This is a genomic window from Rhizobium sp. L9, from assembly GCF_002531885.1.
Lineage (GTDB): Bacteria > Pseudomonadota > Alphaproteobacteria > Rhizobiales > Rhizobiaceae > Rhizobium.
In genome coordinates, this window is the sequence record NZ_NWSZ01000009.1 from 82508 (window position 1) to 105359 (window position 22852).

Below are 22852 nucleotides of genomic sequence, written 5' to 3' on the forward strand. Positions count from 1 at the left end.
TGGGGCGCCTTGCCGGAAGCGCCTTAACGAGGAGGCGTTTTTCATGGCTACAACATCGCATTACGGACCGTCGTCGTCGTCGCTCGAACGCGACGCGCGGCGCATTCACGACGACAAGCCGGTTTCGCCGGGCAGTATCGCCATCGGCGTGGTAATCGGCCGCATGTCGGAATTCTTTGATTTCTTCGTCTATGGCCTCGCCTCGGTCCTCGTTTTTCCGCAGCTCGTCTTTCCCTTCGCACCGGACAGGCTGACGGCGACGCTCTATTCCTTCGCCATCTTCTCCCTCGCTTTTCTCGCCCGCCCCGTCGGGTCCGTCGTCTTCATGACCATCGACCGCATGTACGGGCGCGGCACGAAGCTCACGATTGCACTCTTCCTGCTCGGCGGTTCCACGGCCTCGATCGCTTTCCTGCCCGGATATGCTGAGATCGGCGTCTGGTCGATCGCCCTGCTGGCGCTCTTCCGTCTCGGCCAGGGCTTCGCGCTCGGCGGCGCCTGGGACGGTCTGGCATCGCTGCTCGCGCTCAACGCGCCGCCCAATCACCGCGGCTGGTACGCGATGATCCCGCAGCTCGGCGCGCCGATCGGCTTTGCGCTGGCAAGCACGCTCTTCGGTTATTTCGTCGCCAACCTGTCCAGCGAGGATTTCCTCTCCTGGGGCTGGCGTTATCCCTTCTTCGTCGCCTTCGCGATCAACGTCGTGGCGCTGTTTGCGCGTCTGCGCCTGGTCATGACCAAGGAATTCGGAACGCTTTTGGAGCAGCATGAGCTGGAGGCCGCACCGATCCTCCAGGTGCTGCGCGTTCACGGCCGCGACATCCTGATCGGCGCCTTCGTGCCGCTCGCCAGTTTCGCCATGTTCCACCTGGTCACCATCTTCCCTCTCGGCTGGATGAGCCTTTACGGCAACCAGCCGATCGGCACTTTCATGGTGGTGCAGGTGATCGGCGCCATGGTCGGCGTCATCGCCATCATCGCCTCGGGCCTGATCGCCGACCGCATCGGGCGCCGCGCCCAGCTTGCCATCTGCGCCGTCATCATCGCCGTCTTCAGCTTTATCGGGCCGATCCTGATCGCCTCCGGCAATAATGGCCACGACGCTTTCGTCATCATCGGCTTCGGCGTGCTCGGCCTGTCCTTCGGCCAGGCGACAGGCTCGATCTCGTCGCGCTTCGGCCGCGGCTATCGCTATACCGGTGCTGCCTTCACCTCGGATCTCGCCTGGCTGGTCGGCGCAGGCTTTGCGCCGCTGGTGGCGCTCAGCCTCTCCAGCCGTTTCGGCCTGACCTTCGTCGGTTACTACCTTCTCTCCGGCGCCATTTGCACGCTGGCCGCGCTGGCCTTCAGCAAGGCGCTGGAACAGCGGGAATAGGATCGAGACAGTCCGCCGGGAAACCGGCGGCTGCCTTAGCATCTATCGCAGAGAAGAGCGGCATCGTCGAAATGCAACATTTGGTCGTTGGCGATATCCACGGCTTTCCCGAAACCTTTGTCGAACTGCTGGATGCTGGCAGCTTTCAGCGCCATGGTTTGCAACTGGCCGACCTGAGTGGGCGTCCTGATCTACGTGGGGACGCGCTTCACGACCATCTCTTCAACCAGGACGGCATGCGGCATGCGATCCGGGCACTTCGTGAGATCGACGGACGCGGGTGCTTGGGGATCGGTTTTAGCGCCGGTGGGACGGCTCTGTGGAATGCGGTCAGAGAGGGTCTTGAACTCCAGGCGCTGATTTGCGTGTCATCAACCAGGTTGCGCTTCGAAACGTCTCCCCTCGATATACCCACCATGGTCTTCTGGGGAGAGCTCGATCCATACCGGCCAACTGAAAGCTGGAACAACGCTGTTCCCCAGTGCTGGAAAATCTACGCCGGCAAGCAGCATGATTTTTATCGGCTCGATGCGCTTACAGCGCGATCTGCGTTGAGGTCGGATATTGCCGCGTTTGTCGAAGGCCGAGGCCCGTTTGAATAGGCGTATTCTGTGTCGCTTGGCCGCTTCGGCCTGAATTTCGTCGATTACTACTGTCCGGCGCCATCTGCGCGCGGCAGCACTCGCCTTTCAGCAGGGCGCTGGAGCAGCGTCAATAGGCGGATTTGGACACGGGCTCGCGCCTCGGACACCAGCCCCTCATCCGCCTGCCAGCACCTTCTCCCCGCGAAGGGGGCAAGCCGCGAGCCCTCTGTTCCCCGCCAGCCTCTCGCTGGGCACGTCCCCTCGCCCCGTTTACGGGGAGAGGGTTAGGGTGAGGGGCAGCCACGCGGCACAAAGGCTGCAGCAGCGGTGGCCTGCCGCCTGCATCTGCTGGACATTGCAAATACAACACGTCAGGACATCAAACAGGTCGAAATGCTGCGCCTCGTCCATGGCGCGCAGAAATGGCCGCCGAAATCTTGATTTGATCTTACTGCGCCATCTGCGGCTGCTTTGCCGCCCGCGCTGCGGTCAATTCCGCCGTCGTGTGATTAAGGCGGTCGGCGAGCACGCGCATGATTTCCACGGCCATTTCGGGGAAGTCGCTGAGCAGCTTTAAAAAGTGCTCTTTGCTGATGCGCAATACTTCGAGGGGCGAGGTGGCCCGCACTGTCGCCGTGCGTGAGACATCGCAGAGAATGGCGATTTCGCCGACGATGGAATTGAGCTCGACGTCGGCGACCTTGATCTCGCCTGCCGGCGAGGAGACGATGATATCGGCGCTGCCGGAGAGGATGACATAGGCGGCGTCGCCGACATCGCCCTGGTGGAAGAGATCCTGACCGGCTTTGTAGGTCATGCGGTCGGAGGTGAAGGCCAAAAGCTTGAGTTTCGCTGGTGCAATCCTCGAAAAGATCGGCACCCGGCGCAGCATTTCGACTTCGTCTCTCAACAGCATGAGCGTTTCAATCCCCTGACGCAGGGTTCTTGGAACCCGGCGCCTTCAATTCCGGGCGTTCCCCCCGGGAACGCCTACCATCGCCGCCCCAATAGAATATTACGATAACAGTTCCTTGAACATACCGTTTTTCTCGGAAAGTTCCGGATAGTTTCCGGCTTCCGCCAGCCCGCCGCGGTCGAAGAGCAGGATTCGGTCGAACATCTCGGCGAGCCGCGCATTCGAAAGCACCCAGATGATCGCCGGGCGCTCACCTTCCTTATGCAGGTCTTCGATGATGTTGCGGGTGATTTGATCCTGAACGCGCTGATCGAGTGCTGACAGCGGCCGGTTGAAGACGAAATAATCCGAGCGCTTCAGCAGCGCGCGGGCAAGGTTCAGCTTCTGGCGCTGCACCATGGTCAGCCGCTTGCCGCCGGAGCCGACGTCGAATTCGAGGCCGATCGACAGCACATCGTCATAAAGGTCGAGTGCGTCGAAGAGCTCGCCCATGATGGCGCGGATGCGCTCGGAGGCGTCGGCCTGCTGGTAGGCGATGCGGCCGAAGAGCACATTGTCCATCAGGCTGGCCGAGGGCGTGAAGCGCTCGGCGTCGTAGCGCTCGATCAGTTCGGCGAGATCGGCCGGAATATGCGCGTGGAACTGCTTGCGGGCGCTGACGATCTTGTCCATCAGCTCATTGGTCAGCAGGCCGAAGCGGTGGCGCGGCTCGATATAGGCGAAGCTCAGCCGGATGATGGCGGAACGCTCCTCGGGTGTAGCGTCCTCAAAGCGGCGACTTTGCAGCTTCTGCAAGAGCGCCTGATAGGTCGGAATGTCGTCCGCCGTCATGAAGGTCAGCTGCTGGAAGAAAGGATGATCCGGCGGGAGGTCGTGGAAGAGTTCGACGGCGTTTTCGGCAATCTCCAGGCCCATGGCGTAGAGATCGGTACTGAGGCCAGTCTCGCGGAAGAGCTGCTGGAAATAGGGATGAGCGGCAAGCCGGCGGTTGGTCATCAGCGGCCGCTTCATCGTGCCGAAGAGCAGGTTCTCACCGACCGTCGCCTGGGCGTTGTAGGCGTCGAAATCGAAAGGCACGACGATCCCGTCAAGCCCTTCCTCGCGCAGCCGGTCGCGCAGCGAGGCGCGCAGCGCCACGACGTGGTCGCTGACCGCCACATGCACCCCGGTATTGACGTTCGAGCGCAGCGCCAGGTCGAGGATGTCCTGCGAAATCAGCACGGCGTCGAGCACCGGCCGGATCGCTTTCAGGAGGTCTTCCGGCCCGTTGGCGCCGGCCGCCTGGTAATCCACCCAATCGCTGTTGAGGTCGAGCGTCGGATTGCCCGCCTTCTCCGCTTCGATGGCATGCCATTTGTACTCCTGCGCTTCCTTCTCGTCGTACACGGGGTCGATCATCGGCGCGTGTTTGAGGCCATAGAGCAGATTGCTGGCGAGCGTGCCATGGAAGAAGAAGGTGTCGGCCGAGGCGTAGGAGATGCGGCGACCGGTGATCGATTCCGGCAGTTCGAGCAGGTCGCGTCCGTCGATGGTGATGCGGCCGGAGTCGGGCCAGATCATCCGGCCGAGCGCTTCGGCGAAGGCTTCGGCGCCGCTGCCGTTCGGACCGACGATCGCAACCGTCTCGTTCGGCTTGATTTCGACCGAGACGTGGTCGACGAGGCGGGCGCCGCTGTCGTCGGAGAGCGTCAGGTTGGTGACGACGAGCGCGCTGGTCAGTGCACCCACGGGTGCGGTCGCCAATTCCTGGATGCGGCTGTCGATCAAGGGCTCGACGTTGAACTGCTCGTAGACCTGCTGATATTTCACCTGCACGTCCTGGCGCATCTGGTCCCAATCGATCAGTTCCTTCAGCGGCCCGGGCAGGTCCTTGTAGGCTGATATGACGGCGACGAGCTGACCGATGTCGAGCCGGCCCTGCAGCGCAAGATAACCGCCGATCGCGTAGAACAGGAATGGCGTGACCTGGGCGAGAAAGTTATTGATGAACTTCACCAGGAACTTCCACTGGTAAAGGTCGTAGCGGATCGAGAAGATGCGGCCGAGCCGCCAGGCGATGTCGGCGCGTTCGAGGTTGGATGTGTCGTTGCCGTGGATCGTGCCGATGCCCTCGACGATTTCGCCGACGCGGCCGGAAAGCTCACGCGCCGTCAGCTGCCGCTGGCGGCCGAGATCCAGAAGGCGCTTGCGCATGCGGGGAATGACGACCGCCTGGACGCCGACGATGCCGGCGGCGATCATGCCGAGCCAGAAATTCTGGACGATGATGAAGGCGAGCGCGGTGATCGCCTGGCCGCCGAGCAGGGCGGGAGAGACGAAAGCGTCGCCGGTGAAGCCGCCCATCGGCTCCACCTCGTCCTTGATCATGGTGGCGATTTCGGCCGATTTCACCCGCTTGAAGTGGGCCGGCGGGAAACGCAGCACGCGGTCGATCAGCTCGAAGCGGATGCGGCGCAGCATGCGTTCGCCGAGCCGCCCCTTATAAGTGTTGATGTAGAATTTGAAGAGGCCGTTCAGCACCACCAGCGCCAGGAACACCATGCTGAGGGCCATCAGCATCTGGAAACGGTTGAGCTCAATCCCTTGGAAGAATTCAACATGGCCGATCAGTGGAATGTCATAGGCGATGTGCATGAATTTCTGGGTTGCGCCCGGTCCCTCGAAGCCATCACCCTGGATCGGTCCGTTGACGATCTGCTTCGGCAAATCGAAGGACAGGAAATAGGGGATCATCGAGGCGGCGACGACAGCCAGGATCCACAGCTGCTGCAGCCGCGTGTTCTTCCAGATATAGCGGGCGAGGCTCTTTTCCATGGCTAACCGTCAGCTTGCTTGGAAATTTCGAAGGTGCGATCCGGGCGCGGAGAGGGCAAGATTCGTGAGAACAGGACCATGCAGCCGGACCGCCGATATCGCAATGAAAACAAGGCGAAGGGACCGGCTGCAGAAAGGCCGATTCTCGCCGGAACTCTGCTTATATCACAGGATTTTTAAATTAGGCGAGGGATTCGGCAATCATGGAGCGAATGAGGGCCGCCGTTTTCTCCGCCCCGTCGAGATCGAGCGAGACCGGCCCCTGCCGAGGTGCTGCCACCGCCTTTTCGACAGCCTCTTTCACATGAGCCGAGGTCAGCCCCTGTTCCGGCAGGATATCGGCAAGACCCAGCGCCCGCAGCCGTTCGGCGCGCACCGTCTGTTCGGTCTCGCCGCCGGCGACAAAGGGGATCAGGATCGCCCGGCACTCGGTGCGCAAGAGGTCGCCGACTGTGTTGTAGCCGGCCTGCGAGATCGATACCCTGGCGCCGCGCAAGAGCGAGGGAAAGTCCTTGCGGAAGCGCGCTAGCGTGACGTTTGGGCCCACGTCCCGCGACAGCCTGGCGAAATCGGCCTCCGGCAGATTGGGGCCGGAAATCAGCAGCCAGCGAAGATCGCCCGGCAGCAGCGCCGCCGCCCCCTTCGCCGCGTCGATCAACTCGGCGCCGACCGCGCCGCCGCCGGCCGATGCGATGATGTCGAAGGTTTCCGCCGGTTCGGGCGGCGGCGGCGGCGCGACGAGGCCGGTATAACGCAGCCTGTCGGCGATTTCCGGCGTCAGCGGGAAGGTATCCTCGAGCCTGACGAAGCCGGGATCGCCGTGGACGAGCACGACGTCGAAATGATCCTTGACCAACGCCACGGTCTCCGCGTCGCGGCCGGCCTTGCGATTTTCCTGCAGGATGTCGCGTACCGAGCTTAGGAGTTTCGGACGCGGTTCGGTCTTCTCGATCGCTGCGAGCAGGGGCAGCAGTTCGAAGCGCATCTGCCGCCGGCCGAAGGGGAAGGCTTCGATGATGACGACATCGGGCCTTGCGGCATTGAAAGCGTCTAGCAGCAATTGCCGGCGGGCAGCGAGGAAATCCTCGCCGGCGGGCCGGCCATCGGCATCGGCGAGGCCGGAGAAACCGGCATTGCTGGCCACGACCGCCGGCAAGGCCACGGTCTTCACGCCCTCACCGGGAAAGCCCGGCACCGGCAGGCCGCCGGTCACGACGGTGACGTCGAAGCCGTCCCTAAACAGTGCATTGGCGATGCGGCTGGCGCGGGCGATGTGGCCGATGCCGAGCAGATGCTGGACATAGAAGAAGATACGCGGTGCCGTCATGACGCCTTCTGCCATTCGGCCTCGAACAGGCCGGCGAGCTGTCTGATGCTGGAATGATAGTCGAACTCGTCGCGCACCCGCTTTTCGGCGGCGTCGCCGAGGCGCTGGCGCAGCGCCGGATCGCGGATCGCCGCCTCCAGAGCCCGGGCGAGCAGCACCGGATCCTCCGGCGGCACGACGAGGCCGTTTTCGCCGTCCGTCAGCAGTTCCGGCACGCCGGATACTCTCGTAGAGACGCAGACGAGGCGCTGGCTCGAGGCCTCGACCAACACGTTCGGCAGGCCGTCGCGGTCGCCGTTGGCGGCGATGCGGCAGGCGAGCGCGAAGAGATCGGCGCGGCGGTAGTGATCGAGGACGTCTTCCTGCGCCATGGCGCCCTTCCAGACGAGGCGGCCGGAGAGGCCGAGCTCGGCGGCGAGCGCCTTCAGCTTCTCAAGCTCGTCGCCCCCGCCGATATGCTCCATGCGCCAATGGAGATCGGCCGGCAGCAGCGCCAGCGCCCGCAACAAGACGTCGTAGCCCTTCTTCTCGACGGCGCGGCCGACGCTGAGGATGAAGACCGGATCGGCGGGGTCGTTGCCGCTTCTCTCGGAACGGGCGCCGGAAAAATGGCCAAATCGGGCGAGATCGAGGCCGTGATAGCTCAAATGTACGGCCTGCTTGCGCGACGTCAGCATGCGCATGTGTTCGTAGCCGGTCCGGGTGCAGGTGACGGTCCAGCGGGCGCTATTCAGCTTCTCCTTCAATTCCCAGTCGGGCGAGGTCCAGATGTCCTTGGCATGGGCCGAACAGGTCCAGGGCGTGCCCGTCAGGATGCTTGCATATTCGCTCACCGACGCAGGCGTATGGATGAAATGGGCATGCAGCCACTCGCCGCCATCCGGCCATTCGCGCGCCAGCACCAGCGCCTGACCGAGACGGCGGAAGCGGTTGCGGGAGAGGTCGCGCCTGAGGTCGGCAAAGAAGCGTTTGATCAGCGCTTTGAAGCGGGGTCTGCCGTAGCCGGCGAAAAGGCCCCTCAGCACGCGGATGGGCTCCTCGTGCAGATATTCCGGCAGATAGACGACACGCGCCTTGATCTCGTCATGCACGGGGTGGCGCTTCTTGTCGGTCGGCCGGCGCATGGAAATCAGCGTCAGGTCGAAGCCGGCCCTTTCGAGGCCGAGCAGTTCCTGGGCGATGAAGGTCTCCGAAAGGCGGGGATAGCCTTTCAGCACGACGAGGATCTTGCGGCGTGGCGGCAAGGCTGTGCCCTATTCTGCGCCGACAACGGCAAGGTGGGTGGCCCGGCCGTCGAGCCATCGGCCGACGGTCTGAGAGATGTGGTCCAGCCCTTCCAGATGCATATTGCTGCCGCTTTTCGACGGCGGCAGGCGGGAGGGCAGGCGCTTCAGCGCCGCGGCCATGATGGCGGGATCAACCGATTGTTCCGGCAGCAGCATGTCGACGAGGCCGAGCTCGCTGGCCCGCTGTGCGCGCAGCAGCTGTTCCTCGCGCGGCTTGACGCGGGGCACGATAAGGGCCGGCTTGTCGAAGGAGAGGATCTCGCAATAGGTGTTGTATCCGCCCATGGCGACGACGCCGGTGGCGCCGGCGATCAGCTCTTCCATGTGATTATCGAATTCGATCACCTCGATATAGGGAATGGCTTCGCCCTTCTGCACCAGCTTGGCGCGTTCCGCAGCCGGCATGTAGGGGCCGAGCACGACCAGCGCCTTCTGCGTCAGCGTCGGATCGGCCTCGTAGGCGTTCATGACGTCGTGGACGAGATCGGAGCCGTCGCCACCGCCGCCTGTGGTGACCAGCAGATAATTGTCCTTACGGGCGTTGATCGAGCTCTTGCCCTTGGAGACGCTACGCTGCAGGAAGCCGACAAAATCCATCTTGCGGCGCAGGCTCGCGGGCACGTCGAGACCAACAAGCGGATCGTAGAAGTCAGGCGGGCCGTAGACCCAGACGCTGTCGTAATATTGGTCGATCTTCTGCATGATGCTGTTCTTCTTCCACTCGGCCTCGAGCAGATGCGGCGCGTCCATGATCTCGCGCAGGCCCAGCACCAGCACGGTGCCACGGGACTTGAGATAGGCGAGCGTATCCTCCACCTCGCCCTTCAACCCCATCGGCTCCTTGTCGACGATGAAGATATCCGGCTGGAAGGTCTCGGCCGTATGGCGGATGCTCGATTCGCGCATCTTCAGCGTCTCGTGCAGGTCGATATGGCTGGCAAGCGACGTATATTCGCCGTTGCGCAGCTTGATGACGCTCGGGATCTTCACGAAGTCGACGCGGGCGCGGTAATCGAAGGCGCCGGCGATCGTTGCCCCTGAAATGATCAGGATGTTGAGGCCGCGATAGTCTTCGACCAGCGCATGGGCGATGGTGCGACAGCGCCTGAGATGGCCGAGGCCGAACGTGTCGTGGCTGTACATGAGGATGCGAGCATCTTCGAGACGTCTGGCCATAGGTGTTCCCTCCGGGGTGAACAACATGAATTAGTACCCCCACCGTCCGGAGGCCAAGAGGCGGGCGCGGTGCCGGAAGACGCCGCCGAGCTTCCCGCTATTTGTAGGGATCTGCCGCATCACGCAAGCCGTCTCCCAGAAAGTTGAACGCCAAAATGACAAGAACAACAGGAATGATCGGAAAGAGCAGCCACGGATAGAAAGCAATGACGCTGACGCTTTTTGCCTCTGTCAGCAGAATGCCCCAGCTGGTGATCGGCGGCCGAAGACCGAGGCCGAGGAAGGAGAGCGCGGTCTCGCCGAGGATCATGCTGGGGATCGAAATCGTCGCCGAAGCGATGAGATGCGACATGAAGCCCGGCACCAGATGGCGGCCGATGATGCGTGGTGTGCTCGCCCCCATCAGCTGCGCGGCCTGCACGTAATCCTCCTCGCGCAGCGACAGGAGCTTGGAGCGCACGGCCCGCGCCAGCCCGGTCCAGTCGATGATGCCCAGGATGACGGTGATACCGAAATAAATGACGATCGGGCTCCAGGTCACCGGCATGATGGCGGCGAGCGCCATCCACAGCGGAAGGCTCGGCAGCGATTGCAGCACTTCGATGAGGCGCTGGACGATGAGGTCGAAGACGCCGCCCCAGTAGCCGGCAAGGCCGCCGATGACGATGCCGAGCACGAAGCTGATCGAAATGCCGATCAGGCCGATCGTCAGCGAAATCCGCGCGCCGTAGAGGATGCGCGACAGCACGTCGCGGCCGAGCCGGTCGGTGCCGAGCAGGAACATCTGGCCGCCGATCGCCGGACAGACCAGATGATAATTCGAGGCGACGAAGCCCCAGAATTTATAAGCGTCGCCGCGGCAGAAGAAGCGGATCGGCTGCACGTCGTTCGGCCTGTCGGTATAGACGCGGTGCAGCGTGTCGAGATCGAGCGTCATGCTGCGGCCGTAGACGAAGGGACCGATGAACTCGCCCTTGTCGAAGAAATGGACGCGCTGCGGCGGGGCGTGGATGAAATCGACATTGCGCGTGTGCAGGCCGTAGGGCGCCAGGAACTCGACGATCAGGATCATCAGGTAGACGGCGGCGAGAAAGATGCCGGAGATCAAGGCGAGCTTGTGCTGCTTGAACTTCCACCACATCAGCTGCTTCTGTGAGGCGAGATGGATGCGCGATTGCGCCGCCGTCATGCTCTCGGTCGCATGCGGATCGAAGGGAGCGGTGGAGACGAAATGCGGCAGCGGCGCGCCGGGTGCGGGAAGGGGCGACATTATTTGGTGCTCCTGCCTTGCAGACGGATGCGGGGATCGAGGAAGCCGAGGGCGATATCGGAGATCAGCACGCCGATGACGTTGAGGAAGGCGAGGAACATCAGGAAGGAGCCGGCCAGATACATATCCTGGCTCTGCAGCGCCTTGATCAGCATTGGCCCGGTCGTTTCCAGCGACAGCACGATGGCGACGATCTCGGCGCCTGAAATGATCGAGGGCAGGATCGAGCCGATATCGGCGACGAAAAAGTTGAGCGCCATGCGCAGCGGATATTTGACCAGCGCCCGCATCGGATGCAGGCCCTTGGCGCGGGCGGTCGTCACATATTGCTTCTGCATTTCGTCGAGCAGGTTGGCGCGCAGGCGCCGGATCATGCCGGCCGTGCCGGCGGTGCCGACGATGATGACCGGGATCCAGAGATGGCCGAGGATCGACTTCGCCTTTTCCCAGCTCATCGGCGCATTGAGATATTGTTGGTCCATCAGGTGGCCGATCGACAGCCCGAACCAGACATTGGCGAAATACATCAGGATCAGCGCCAGCATGAAGTTCGGGATGGCAATGCCGAGCAGGCCGAGAAAGGTCAGCCCGTAGTCACCCCAGCTATACTGGTGCGTGGCCGAATAGATGCCGATCGGGAAGGCGATCAGCCAGGTGAGCAGGATCGTCGTGAAGGAGACGAGGATCGTCAACCACAGCCGGTCGCCGACCACGTCGGAGACCGGCAGCTGGTATTCAAAGGAATAGCCGAAATCGCCGCGCAGCATGCCGGCGACCCAGTAAAAGTAGCGCACGATCTCCGGCTTGTCGAAGCCGTATTGCTGGCGCATCTCCTCGATTTCCTGGAGGTTGGCAGTCTCGCCGGAGGCGCGCAGCTCAGCGATCTGGCTCTCGAAGAAGTCGCCGGGCGGCAGCTCGATGATGGTGAAGACAAGCGCCGAAATGACGAAGAGCGTCGGCACCATGGCGGCGATGCGCCAGAGAATATATCTGAGCACGCCTCAGGCCTCCTTGTACCAGAAAACATCCGGCATATAGATGCCGAGATAGGAGGTGGGATCGAAGCCGTAGAGGGCTCTCTCCGGCAGGTTCTGCAGCTTGGCGGCGCAAAGGATCGGCTGCAGTGTGCTGTTTATGAGACCGATCGAGAAGACCTGCTGCGTATAGAGCGACAGCATCTTGTGCCAGATCGCCTGGCGCTCGTCGAACTTCGCCGTCGAGCCCCATTGTTTGAGCAGGTCGATCAGCTCGGCCGCCTCCGGCAGGTCCGGTGCCACACCCTCCTGGCCGGCGGAGAGGTAATACATGCCCCAGAGCGGCCACTGCAGTTGATCATCGAGCGTCGGCGCCAGCCCGGACGGCGACATGTCGGCCGTCGGTACGCCATTGTCGAGGCCGTACCAGATCGACATCATGATCGTGCCGCTCATGGCGCGGTTGCGGAAGACATCGCGTTGCGAGGTGCGGGTATAGAGCGCAAGGCCGATATTGGCCCAGTGATCGTGCACCAGCTCCAGCACGTCGGTGTCGAGATTGCTTTCGCCAGCGGTCTCGACGGTGATCTCGGCGCGCCGCCCGTCCGGTAGCAGGCGGATGCCGTCGTCGTCGCGCTTGGTCAGGCCGAGCTCATCGAGCAGCCGGTTGGCCTCATCGGGATCGAACTTGACGAAGGCGTCGGCATATTCCTGCTTGAAGAGTGGGCTGTCGGGCAGCACGGTATCGGCGCTCGGCGTACCCAAGCCGTAGAAGGCGACCATGTTGATCTCGTGCCGGTCGATTGCCAGCGACAGCGCCCGGCGCAGCCGCACGTCGCGGAAAAGGCCCCGCCACACCTCGTCGGCGCAGTTGAGGTTCGGCAAGAGCGTGATGCGCGAGCCGCGCGCCACTTTCCAGAGATTGACTTTCACGGGGAAGCGCTTCTCGGCCTCCTTCAGGAAGGTGTAATCGTTGAAATCGATGCCGGTCGCCTGCAGGTCGGCCTCGCCCGCACCCGCCTTGGCGGCGATGATCGACGAAGACGAAACGTTGAGGACGAAACGGTCGAGATAGGGAAGCTGCCTGCCGGTCTCGTCGACGCGGTGGAAGAAGGGGTTGCGTTCGAAGACGAACTGATCGGCTGGCAGCGCCGTCGTGTTGCGCCAGGGATCGAGCGTCGGCAGATTGGGATTTTCCGGACGGTATGAGCGGGCCATCTTGATATGCAGATCCTGCCACTTCTTGACGCGGAAGGTCTGCATCATCTGTTCCATCTTCGCCTGGTCCGGCTGGAACTTCTTGTGGAACTGCTTCAGATAATGCGCCGGCCCGAAGATGACGAGCGGCTGGGGCCCTGCCAAGCTCGGCAGGAACATCGGGTTGGGTTTTTCCCAGGTATAACGCACCGTCAGCGGATCGAGCATTTCGAAGCGCGGCAGATTGCCGTGCGGACGAAGCTCGAGCGCGCCGCCACCCGGCGTCAGCTTGTCGTTGAGGATGACGTCTTCCCACCAGTAGTGGAAATCGTCGGCTGTGAACGGCTCCCCGTCGGACCATCTGTGGCCTTCGCGCAACGTGAAGGTGAAGACGGTGTCGTCCTCCGAGCGGAAATCGGCCAGAATATCCGGCTGGAACTGAAGGTGCTTGTTATAGCCGATCAGGCGGGAATAACCGTAGATCGTCATGAAGCGGATGTCGCGCTGGCTGCCGATGATGGTGCGCACGGTGCCGCCATAGGCGCCGGGTTCAAGCCCCAACTCCTTCAGATTGACGATGCGCGGGCGGGCGGGAATGCGCTCGGCCATCGCAGGCAGGCTGCCTGATGCCAGGCGCTCCTTGAGGAATTCCGGCTCGGCTGGCTGCTCGGCCCGAAGTACCGCCGGCGCGATGGCAACGCCGACGAGCCCGCCGAGAAAGGTGCGACGCGTCACCATCTGCGCAACTCCCGGATGTCGACGCCCTTGCGGGCGCGCACCAGATGGCCGTCGCCGAGGTCGGCATAGGCAAGCTCGGAAGCGTTGTCATGCTCGGCGGTAAAGGTTACGCCCCAGTTCTGCTTGTCGGCGGCGCCGTTTTCCCTAAGCGCCTTGAAGTCGAGCGGCCGGTCGAGATCGGGGAAGGGGACAGCGGCAAGCAGCGATTTGGTATAGGGATGCACCGGATCGCGCAGGATGATTTCGCGCGGCGCGATCTCGACGATGCGGCCCTTGCACATGACCGCGATGCGGTCAGCCATGTAATCGACGACAGCGAGATTGTGCGAGATGAAGAGATAGGTGAGCCCCAGCTCCTTCTGCAGATCCTTCAGGAGGTTGAGGATCTGGGCCTGCACCGAGACGTCGAGGGCCGACACCGGCTCGTCGAGGATGACGAGTTTGGGGCCGAGTGCGAGTGCCCGGGCAATGCCGATGCGCTGGCGTTGGCCGCCTGAGAAGCTGTGCGGATAACGGCTGAGATAGCGCTTGTCGAGGCCGATCGCCGCCATCAGCCCTTCGACCTTGCGCTTACGCTCGTCGCTGTCACCGCGGTCGTGGATCTCGAGCGGTTCGCTGAGGATGTTGCGCACCGTCATGCGCGGCGAAAGCGAGGAGACCGGATCCTGGAACACCATCTGGATCTTGGTGCGCATATCCTGCAGTGCCTCGCCGCGCACGGAAAGCACGTCGATCACGTCCTTGCCGTCGTTGAATACCACCGCGCCGCTGTCCGGCGTGATGGCGCGCATCAGGATCTTGCTGAGCGTCGTCTTGCCGCAGCCGGATTCGCCGACCAGGCCAAGACATTCGCCGCGGCGGATATCGAAGCTGACGTCGTCGACCGCGCGCAGCACGGTAGCCTCGTGCTTGCCGAGAAAACTGCGCCTGCGCGTCTTGTAGGTCTTTGAAAGATTGGAGACCGAAAGCAGCGTGCCTGGGGTTTCCGCCTGCTGCGGCTTTTTCTTGCCGACAAGGGCCTCGAGATTGACCCGCACATCCCGCAGCGCCTTCAGCCGCTCGCCGGGCTTCATGTCGAAATGCGGAACGGCGGCCATCAGCCCCTTGAGATAAGGATGCTGCGGATTGCGGAAGATCGCCTCGACCGGCCCGGCTTCCATGATTTCGCCGTGATAGATGACGACCACCTCGTCGGCCATGTTGGCAACGATACCGAGATCGTGGGTAATGAGCAGCATCGCCATGCCGAGCTTGGCCTGCAGGTCGCGCAGCAATTCCAGGATCTGCGCCTGGATCGTCACGTCGAGCGCCGTCGTCGGCTCGTCGGCGATCAGGAGCGCCGGCTTGCAGATGAGCGCCATCGCGATCATCGCGCGCTGGCGCATGCCGCCGGACAGTTCGAACGGATACATGTCGTAGGTGCGGTGCGGATTGGTAAAGCCGACCAGGCCGAGCATCTCCTCGGTCTTTTCGCGCGCTTCCTGCTTGCCGATCTCGGTATGGATCAAAAGCACTTCGCTGATCTGATTGCCGACCGTGTGCAGCGGCGAAAGCGAGGTCATCGGCTCCTGAAAGATCGTCGCCATGCGCCGGCCGCGCAAGTCGCGCATTTCCTCGCTGTCGCGCGACAAGGACAGGATGTCGGTCGTCGATCCGTCGAGCGGATCGGTGAAGATGATGCGGCCGGACGCCTTGGCCGGGTTGGGAAGGATACCCATAACCGACTGGCTGATCACCGATTTGCCGGAACCGGACTCACCGACGAGAGCGGTGACCTTGCCCGGAAGAATGCGGAGATTGGCTTCCTTTACGACACGCAGGCGGTCGCCGAAAACGGAGAAGGAGACGTCGAGATTCTCAATACGCAACAGATCGGCAGCGGACGCCATACCAATGAAATTCCCCAGTCTTCTATGTTCCCGTTAAGGCAACACTATCGTACCGCAAACGGGGTGTCTAGCTGATGACAATCAAGGGGAAATCGCCGTGTTGTGCGGGCGAAACACGCAGATTTATCGGCGCAACCTGGCGTTTTACTGGATGAACTTCTCCATGCTTGTGCGCTTGACCTGTTTCTTCGCGTCCCGGTGCAGGAGAATGACCTGTTCGGCTTCGGAAAGTCCGTTCTGCACGGCCTCGCGGAAATGTTCGTCGACTTGGATTTCCGGCGCCGGGGCGCGTGGCTGCAGCACCGTCACCTTCTGACGGACGCCGCGCAGCTTCTCCTCGCCGAGCGTCGTCCACTCGCCGCCGCAATAGCCTGCAAAGGCCTGGCTGGCGACGACCTCGCGGCCGTATTTCTTGGTCAGGATCTGCAAACGCTGCACCTCGTTGACCGCCGATCCGAAGGCGGAGAAGGTCAGCCGGTCCTTGAGGCCGACATTGCCGAACATGACGTTGCCGACATGCAGGCCGATGCCGTAACCGATCCTGGACAGGCCCTTTTCTTCGCGATCGCGGTTGAGTTCGGCCACCCGCGCCTGCGCCTGGTAGACGGCCGAAAGTGCTGCCTCGCAGGCGATCTTGGACGGGTCCTTGTGGCGCCCACAGGGATAGACGGCGAGGAAGCCGTCGCCGAGGAAGCTCAGGATCTCGCCGCCATTGCGGTTGAAGGGCGCGGCGATCGCGTCGAAGAACTGGTTCAGCGTGTCGATATAGGCCTGTCGGCCTTCCTTTTCGGCATACATGGTGGATTCGCGCATGTCGCCCATGACAAGGGCCGCACGGATCGTTTCGCCGTCACCGCGGCGGATCTGGCCGTTCAGCACCCGCTTGCCGGCGTCGCCGCCGAGATAGGTGGTCAGCATGTTATTGGCGAGCTTGCCGAGCACCGCCATCTTGGCGGCGACGGCCAGGTGGTTCTGCATCCGGAGCAGCGCGTCGATCATGTCGTCGGTAAAACCCTTATGATGGTCGGTCGACCAGGAGCCCATCATACCCTGCACCGAATCGTCGCCGAAGGGCTGCACGAAGGCGAGGTAATCGGTCATCTTGTCCTTGCGCAGATCCTCGAAGATCGGGAATTCGGCCGGCCCTTCCTGCATCAGCCGGCGGCGGATGTGCTGCAGGTTGTTGTCGAGAAGGTAATAATAGGGGCTCTGCAGGAAGCGGTCCGGCTTCTGGCCGGCCGGCATGCGAAAACCCTCGATGGTGACGCCGCTGGCGCGCCGCCAGGTGAAGCTCAGCGCATCATAGAGCGGATGCAGCATCGAAAAGGTCAGGTGCACGCGTGCGATCGGCAGGCCGGCGGCGGCAAGCCTTTCGCAGAAGCCGCGCACGAGGTTTTCGAGGTCGTCGCCTGCCAGCGAGGAATGCGTCAGCCATTCGGCGACCCGGTCCAACAGGATGGAGGACACGCTGGATTCGATCGTGCTCATTCTCGGTATGATCCTCATAAGGCACGCCATCCCCAAGAGCCAAAAATCCCCCGGCCGACGCATTTTCATGCGCAGGTCACAAGGAAATCAGGATGTACGAGCGGTAATAATTGTCAACGATCTGCCGAAAGCCCGGCAGCAGCCCCCCCGGATGGGGGATCGGACGGTAGGTCCTTTCTCGGTGGTTCAATATCCAACTCAGATAGGGATGCTGCATATGCGAAACAATGGGACCCGGACTCTTTTGTGCGTCGAAGTTGCAGCAAAGGCTGCCGCCGGGGCATTTCGGCCACACCCTACGGGGTCTAGCCATCGAAGTCATGTGACATCCGCTTGGGAGATCGGCGAGGCCCGCCCCTCATCCGCCTGCCGGCACCGACCGGGGTCGAGCCACGGGTCTCGACCCGTGGCTCGGACCCCCGCACGCGGGGAGAAGGGGATATGCCGCGGCCCCTCCGTCCCTCACCAACTTCTCGCAGGGCGCGTCCCCTCGCCCCGCGAGCGGGGAGAGGGTTAGGGTGAGGGGCAGCTTTTGCCACCAACCGGACAATTGTCGCCGGGAAGAACCTCCGGGTTTAATTCCCCGCCATCATGCATTAGATCAGCTTCCCCTGTTCCGTTTTGAAAGATCCCGTCTTGGCAACCTCCACCTTCGACACGCTTCAGCAGAAGATCGAAACCCGCGCGGCGCGTGCCGGCATTATCGGGCTCGGTTATGTTGGCCTGCCGCTGGCGATTGCGGTAGCGCGCAGCGGTTTTGCGGTCACCGGCTTCGACATCGATCCCTCAAAGATGGTGGCGCTCGATGCCCGCCGCTCCTACATCGACGCCGTCAGCAACGAGGCGCTCGCAGCCGAGATCGAGGCGGGGCGGTTCCAGGCGACCACGGATTTCGCAGGCCTTGGCGAATGCGATGTCATCATCATCTGCGTGCCGACGCCGCTGACCAAACATCGCGACCCCGATCTTTCCTTCGTCGAGGCGACCTCGCGCTCGATCGCTGAGCACCTGCGTCCCGGCCAGCTCGTCGCTCTGGAATCGACCACCTATCCCGGCACGACGGACGACATCGTCAAGGTCATTCTCGAAGGCACCGGGTTGAAATCCGGCGCGGACTTCTTCGTCGGCTTCTCGCCGGAGCGCGAGGACCCCGGCAATCAGCATTATCACACCGCGACCATCCCGAAGGTCGTCGCCGGCGACGGGCCCGAGGCGTTGGCTCTGATGAAGGCCTTTTACGGCGCTGCGGTTTCGACCGTCGTCCCGGTTTCCTCGAATGCGACGGCCGAAGCGGTCAAGCTCACCGAAAACATCTTCCGTTCGGTCAACATCGCCCTCGTCAACGAGTTGAAGACCGTCTATGCGGCCATGGGCATCGACGTCTGGGAAGTGATCGAGGCGGCCAAGACCAAGCCCTTCGGCTATATGCCCTTCTATCCCGGCCCCGGCCTCGGCGGCCATTGCATCCCAATCGATCCCTTCTACCTCACCTGGAAATCACGTGAATACGAGCTTCCGACCCGCTTCATCGAGCTTGCCGGCGAGATCAATTCGGCGATGCCGCGCTATGTCGTCGGCAAACTAGCCGAAGCGCTCGACATGCGCGCCGGCAAGGCGCTGAGCCGCAGCCGTGTCCTGGTGCTGGGCCTCGCCTATAAGAAGAACGTCGCCGATATCAGAGAGAGCCCGTCGCTGCGGCTGATTGAAATCATCGAGGAGCGCGGCGGCCGCGCCGATTACCACGATCCCTTCGTCGCCGAAATCCCGCCGACGCGCGAATACCAGGCCCTGAAAGGCCGCAGATCGGTCACGCTGACGCCGGAGACCTTGAGCGGCTATGACGCAGTGCTGGTCGCGACCGATCATGACAGTGTGGATTATGCGGCGCTCGCCAAAACTGCTGCTCTGATCGTCGATACCCGCAATGTCTTCGACCGGCTCGGCCTCTCGGCCGATCACGTCATCAAGGCGTGACGGAAACGGCCGAAAGCGATTTGCCGGTCATCCGGCTGGCGGCCACCGCATAGCCACCTGACGCCCCGTCGATGAAATGCATGTGGTCGCGCGAGATCGGCGTCGGCACGAAGCAGGTCATCAAAGCCGAGGACTGGCGATGCAGGCCGTAGCGGGCGATGCCCTTGGCCCGCGCGTCTTCCAGCAGCGTCTCGATCCGTTTCAAGCGGCCGGCGTCGACGTCGACCGTCATCTTCAGCCCGTCGTCGAACTTGCGGAAATCGGAATTGCCGGCGACGTCGCGCTTGTAGCGGCGGGCATCAAAGCGTCCGAGTGGAAGGCCGAGCCTGTAGCACGCGAGGATGATGGCGAGCTGCAGGAAGATGATCAGCTTCTGCCACAGCCGTCTTCCCGCGGGCGCGGTGGCCTTGGCCTCGCGATTGATGCCCTTCAGCGAGAAGGCGAATTTCGGGCCGTCGGCCGGCACCGGATGGCTGCCGCGGTTCTGCTCGGCGGTGATGGCGACGATGCCGTTGACGAGATCGCGGAATTCTTCGCCCGGCCGGCCTTCGCCGGGCACGGCGATGATCGAGACGATCTCGCCATTCTCCGCCGCAATCGGGCTCCAGCGGCAGGACAGGCCGGTGAGATCCGGCCGCGTGCCCGGCGCGGCGCGCTCGACGCCGTAACGGCCGAGTTTCATCTGTCGTTCCGCCCAGCTTGTGCCGCCGCCCCAGAACATCGCATAGGTGACATGCGGGCTTGCGGAATAGCGCGCGACGCGCACGTCGAGGCCCTCCGCGCGGGTATCGGCGACCGGCACGATAGCGATGCGCAGCATCAGGCCGAGATCCTCCTCGACCCAGACCTGCACGGCGGCGAGTGCATCCCGCGCCGCCTTCTCCAGCGAACCCGGCAGCGCGATCAGCGCGCCATCGCCGCCGAAGACGAAGGGATAGTCGCCCTTGCCGACTGCATTCAGCACCGCCGAAATGACGCTGGCGCCGGCCATGTTGACGTCCTTGTAGCGACCGCCGGCAATCGCCTGCGTCGAACCGACGATATCGGCAAGCGCCAGCACCCATCCCTCCGGCAGCGGCCGGTAATTGCCGGCATCGGTCACGCCCTCGAAGGCGCTGAAGCGCGGCACGCTCGCAAAGAATTCTTCGTCGGTCCCGGTTGTCATGTCATTGACCATAGCACAGACCCATATCGCTGCTGCAACGCCAATTCCCATCTATGGCAATCGACTTGACAAGGTTTCATGTGTTAGCACGCGCTCACGATTTTCATCACGGATTCGGATTGCGATGAGCCGCCTCGACAGCTTCATTCGCCGGTTGACGGCCCAACGCGACATTCTGAACGCAATCACCGATCTGGTCGAGGACATCGAAGGCCCGGTGCTGGAGTTCGGCCTCGGCAACGGCCGCACCTATGATCACCTGCGCGAAAAATTCCCCGACCGCCGCATCATCGCCTTCGACTGGGAAGTCCGCTCCTATTCGGCCTCGACCCCAGAGCCGCAAGATATGGTGACCGGCAACATCCGCGATTCCGGTCAGGCCTTCCTCGGCATCGGCGCAGCCCTCGCCCACGCCGATATCGGCACCGGCCATGACGAGATCGATGCGGTGACGCTGACCTGGCTGCCACAGCTGATAGCCGGCGTGCTCGCCCCGAACGGCATCGCCGTCAGCGGCCTGCCGCTGGAGCATCCGGAGCTCACGGAGCTGCCGCTGCCGGAGGGAATCAAGGAAGGGCGGTATTTTCTGTATCGGCGCATGTGAGGGGAGAGGAAGCCCCACCCGTCTTTGAAGGAGGAGAAAAATGGAACGCATCGAGATGGAAGTCAGCGGCGGCTGTCAGTGCGGCGCCGTGCGCTATCACGCAACCGCCATGTTCGACAATTCGCATCTCTGCCATTGCCGCATGTGCCAGAAGGCTTCCGGCAACATCTTTGCTGCGCTCGTCGCCGCGTCCGATGATGCGCTCACCTGGACACGTGGCAAGCCGAGCGTCTGGAAGAGCTCGGAGCTAGTCGAGCGCGGCTTCTGCGCCAATTGCGGCACGCCATTGTTCTTCCATCACCTGGAAAACGGTCGCACCAACCTGATGATCGGTTCGCTCGACCATCCGAACGCCTTCCCGCCGCATGCCAATACCTGCACCGAAAACATGGTGGCATGGTTCGACACGATCACGGACATAGAAAATACCGGCGCGACCGAAACCAACGGCGCTGACTGGGCTGCGGCGATCAGGGAAAGCAACAACCAGCACCCCGATCGCGATACCGCCTCGTGGACGGTGAGGGGGCGTGACGGCTGAGCCCTAGGAGCTTCCGCTCACGAGGCGCAGGAATAAGCCGTAGCCGAACGCGCCGTCAGTTTTGTCTCGAAGTCAGCCGCGATTTCCTCCAGCGTCACGCTGCCCAGCCGCCTCAAAAGCAGCGCCTCAGCCTCCTTCATCGCGTCGGCCAGCGCACTATTCACCGCCTGCTCGACCAGACATTTGGGCTGATCGTCGGCGGGGCCGATGGCGAAGAGGTGTGGGTCCCCAAGCGCGTTGTAGACGTCGAGCAGGGTGAGCTCGGACAACGGCCGCACCAGCGTCCAGCCGCCGCCATGGCCTTTTTCCGAACGCACATAGCCCTGGTCGCGAAGGCCGGCCATGGTGCGGCGCACGACGACGGGATTGGTGTTGAGCATCTTTGCAATCACCTCGGAGGTTGCCGCATGTTCATGCCGATCCATGTGGATCAGCACGTGCAGCATGCGGGAAAGGCGGCTGTCGTTGCGCATGGTTCTATCCTGTCGATCAAGCGCCATTATCACAAGCAATTTGTAACAAGACAAGTGACATGATGGTTGACGGCGCTGTTTCATGTAACTTATGTTGATTCATGAGAAGTAATGTCCAAGGAGTGACCGCATGTCCTACGAAGTCATCGTCATCGGCGGCAATTTTGCCGGTCTGTCCGCGGCCATGCAACTCACCCGGGCGCGGCGGCAGGTTCTGCTCGTAGACGCAGGCGCGCCGCGAAACCGGTTTTCGCTGGCCTCGCACGGCTTCCTCGGCCAGGACGGCCAGCCGCCGGAGGCGATCATGGCCGAGGGGAAGAGGCAGCTTTCGCTCTATCCAAACATCACGCTGCGCGACGGCAAGGTCACGCGCACGCAGAAGGAGGGTGAGGAATTCGTCGTCACCATCGAAGGCGGCAGTGAAGAACGCGCTCGTCGCCTCATTCTCGCAACCGGCGTCAGCGACACGCTGCCCGATATCCCCGGGCTCAGGGATCGGTGGGGCCGCTCGGTGCTGCACTGCCCCTATTGCCACGGCTATGAGGTGAGCGGCGGCGACCTCGGCGTCCTGGCAAACCATCCGCATTCCGCCCATTCGGCGATGATGATCCCGGACTGGGGCGCGACCACCTTTTTCACCCAGCGGCTGTTCGAGCCCGATGAAGAGCAACTGAGACGGCTCACCGCCCGTGGCGTGCGCATCGAACGCAGCCCTGTCGTGGAATTATTGGGCGATAGTCCGAAACTCCAGGCGGTGCGTCTCGGCGATGACCGCATCGTGCCGCTCGACGCCATATTCGTCGCGCCGAAAACGGCGATGGCAAGCCCGATTGCCGAACAACTTGGCTGCGCCTTCGACGACGGTGCCTTCGGGCCGGTCATCCGTACCGGCGAAAACAAGGAGACCAGCGTCAAGGGCGTCTTCGCCGCCGGCGATGCCGCAAGCTCCATGCACAGCGGCACGCTCGCTTCGGCCTCGGGTGTGCTTGCCGGCGTGCATTGCCATCAGTCGCTAGTGATGCAGCCCGCCGGGTAGGTGCATGCGACGGTGGGAGATGGGA

18 protein-coding genes are annotated in these 22852 nt (G+C 62.7%); 6 read left to right on the forward strand and 12 right to left on the reverse strand.

Annotated features, from left to right (window positions below; all coding sequences use genetic code 11):
- Positions 1 to 43 precede the first annotated feature (43 nt).
- The gene (locus CO660_RS11600) at positions 44 to 1375 is read left to right on the forward strand and encodes an MFS transporter (protein WP_085780643.1); all 1332 of its coding nucleotides are present in this window, start codon (positions 44 to 46) and stop codon (positions 1373 to 1375) included.
- Positions 1376 to 1446: 71 nt separating this feature from the next.
- Positions 1447 to 1977 (forward strand): alpha/beta hydrolase, encoded by a 531-nt coding sequence (locus CO660_RS11605; protein WP_097598799.1) that lies wholly within the window; start codon positions 1447 to 1449, stop codon positions 1975 to 1977.
- Between the two features lie 430 nt (positions 1978 to 2407).
- Here CO660_RS11605 and CO660_RS11610 read toward each other — a convergent pair whose 3' ends face one another.
- The 10 genes from CO660_RS11610 to CO660_RS11655 all read right to left on the reverse strand — a co-directional run bounded on the left by CO660_RS11610 (position 2408) and on the right by CO660_RS11655 (position 17034).
- Positions 2408 to 2875 carry a cyclic nucleotide-binding domain-containing protein gene (locus CO660_RS11610; protein WP_004679746.1) on the reverse strand — a complete coding sequence of 156 codons (468 nt, stop codon included), beginning with the start codon at positions 2873 to 2875 and terminating at the stop codon, positions 2408 to 2410.
- A gap of 99 nt (positions 2876 to 2974) precedes the next feature.
- Positions 2975 to 5689: an ABC transporter ATP-binding protein gene (locus tag CO660_RS11615; protein WP_097598800.1), complete on the reverse strand. Its 2715-nt coding sequence runs from the start codon at positions 5687 to 5689 to the stop codon at positions 2975 to 2977.
- A 181-nt stretch (positions 5690 to 5870) separates the two neighbouring features.
- Positions 5871 to 7016, reverse strand: coding sequence for a glycosyltransferase (locus CO660_RS11620; RefSeq protein WP_097598801.1), 1146 nt, complete (start codon positions 7014 to 7016; stop codon positions 5871 to 5873).
- Complete coding sequence (locus CO660_RS11625; RefSeq protein WP_097598802.1) at positions 7013 to 8260, reverse strand: glycosyltransferase; 1248 nt, start codon at positions 8258 to 8260, stop codon at positions 7013 to 7015. Before CO660_RS11625 ends, CO660_RS11620 begins: the two co-directional genes overlap by 4 nt.
- A gap of 9 nt (positions 8261 to 8269) precedes the next feature.
- Complete coding sequence (locus tag CO660_RS11630; RefSeq protein ID WP_097598803.1) at positions 8270 to 9478, reverse strand: glycosyltransferase family protein; 1209 nt, start codon at positions 9476 to 9478, stop codon at positions 8270 to 8272.
- 97 nt (positions 9479 to 9575) lie between these two features.
- Positions 9576 to 10748 (reverse strand): ABC transporter permease, encoded by a 1173-nt coding sequence (locus CO660_RS11635; RefSeq protein ID WP_176536275.1) that lies wholly within the window; start codon positions 10746 to 10748, stop codon positions 9576 to 9578.
- Positions 10748 to 11746, reverse strand: a complete 999-nt coding sequence (locus tag CO660_RS11640; RefSeq protein ID WP_097598805.1) for an ABC transporter permease — start codon at positions 11744 to 11746, stop codon at positions 10748 to 10750. Before CO660_RS11640 ends, CO660_RS11635 begins: the two co-directional genes overlap by 1 nt.
- A 3-nt stretch (positions 11747 to 11749) precedes the next feature.
- A complete protein-coding gene (locus tag CO660_RS11645) occupies positions 11750 to 13657 on the reverse strand; it encodes an ABC transporter substrate-binding protein (RefSeq protein ID WP_097598806.1) in 1908 nt (635 codons plus the stop codon).
- On the reverse strand, positions 13651 to 15546 hold the full coding sequence (locus CO660_RS11650; protein WP_097598807.1) for an ABC transporter ATP-binding protein: 1896 nt from the start codon (positions 15544 to 15546) through the stop codon (positions 13651 to 13653). The genes CO660_RS11645 and CO660_RS11650 overlap by 7 nt, the downstream gene beginning before the upstream one ends.
- A gap of 144 nt (positions 15547 to 15690) precedes the next feature.
- The gene (locus CO660_RS11655) at positions 15691 to 17034 is read right to left on the reverse strand and encodes an adenylate/guanylate cyclase domain-containing protein (RefSeq protein ID WP_097598808.1); all 1344 of its coding nucleotides are present in this window, start codon (positions 17032 to 17034) and stop codon (positions 15691 to 15693) included.
- A 636-nt stretch (positions 17035 to 17670) separates the two neighbouring features.
- On the opposite strand from CO660_RS11655, the gene CO660_RS11660 reads away from it, so the two are divergent.
- The gene (locus CO660_RS11660) at positions 17671 to 19008 is read left to right on the forward strand and encodes a nucleotide sugar dehydrogenase (protein WP_097598809.1); all 1338 of its coding nucleotides are present in this window, start codon (positions 17671 to 17673) and stop codon (positions 19006 to 19008) included.
- Here the strand turns inward: CO660_RS11660 and CO660_RS11665 are convergent.
- Entirely contained in the window at positions 18998 to 20173 is a 1176-nt protein-coding gene (locus CO660_RS11665; RefSeq protein ID WP_097598942.1) for a DUF3095 domain-containing protein, read from the reverse strand. The two genes, CO660_RS11660 and CO660_RS11665, sit on opposite strands and share 11 nt — an antisense overlap.
- 124 nt (positions 20174 to 20297) lie before the next feature.
- Between CO660_RS11665 and CO660_RS11670 the strand changes: the two genes are divergently transcribed.
- Both CO660_RS11670 and CO660_RS11675 read left to right on the forward strand, forming a co-directional pair.
- Entirely contained in the window at positions 20298 to 20777 is a 480-nt protein-coding gene (locus CO660_RS11670; protein ID WP_097598810.1) for a class I SAM-dependent methyltransferase, read from the forward strand.
- Positions 20778 to 20817: 40 nt separating this feature from the next.
- The gene (locus CO660_RS11675; protein ID WP_097598811.1) at positions 20818 to 21318 is read left to right on the forward strand and encodes a GFA family protein; all 501 of its coding nucleotides are present in this window, start codon (positions 20818 to 20820) and stop codon (positions 21316 to 21318) included.
- A gap of 17 nt (positions 21319 to 21335) precedes the next feature.
- On the opposite strand, the gene CO660_RS11680 is transcribed toward CO660_RS11675, so the two are convergent.
- Positions 21336 to 21791 (reverse strand): Rrf2 family transcriptional regulator, encoded by a 456-nt coding sequence (locus tag CO660_RS11680; RefSeq protein ID WP_097598812.1) that lies wholly within the window; start codon positions 21789 to 21791, stop codon positions 21336 to 21338.
- Positions 21792 to 21921: 130 nt separating this feature from the next.
- On the opposite strand from CO660_RS11680, the gene CO660_RS11685 reads away from it, so the two are divergent.
- A complete protein-coding gene (locus CO660_RS11685) occupies positions 21922 to 22827 on the forward strand; it encodes an NAD(P)/FAD-dependent oxidoreductase (RefSeq protein ID WP_097598813.1) in 906 nt (301 codons plus the stop codon).
- Positions 22828 to 22852 lie beyond the last annotated feature (25 nt).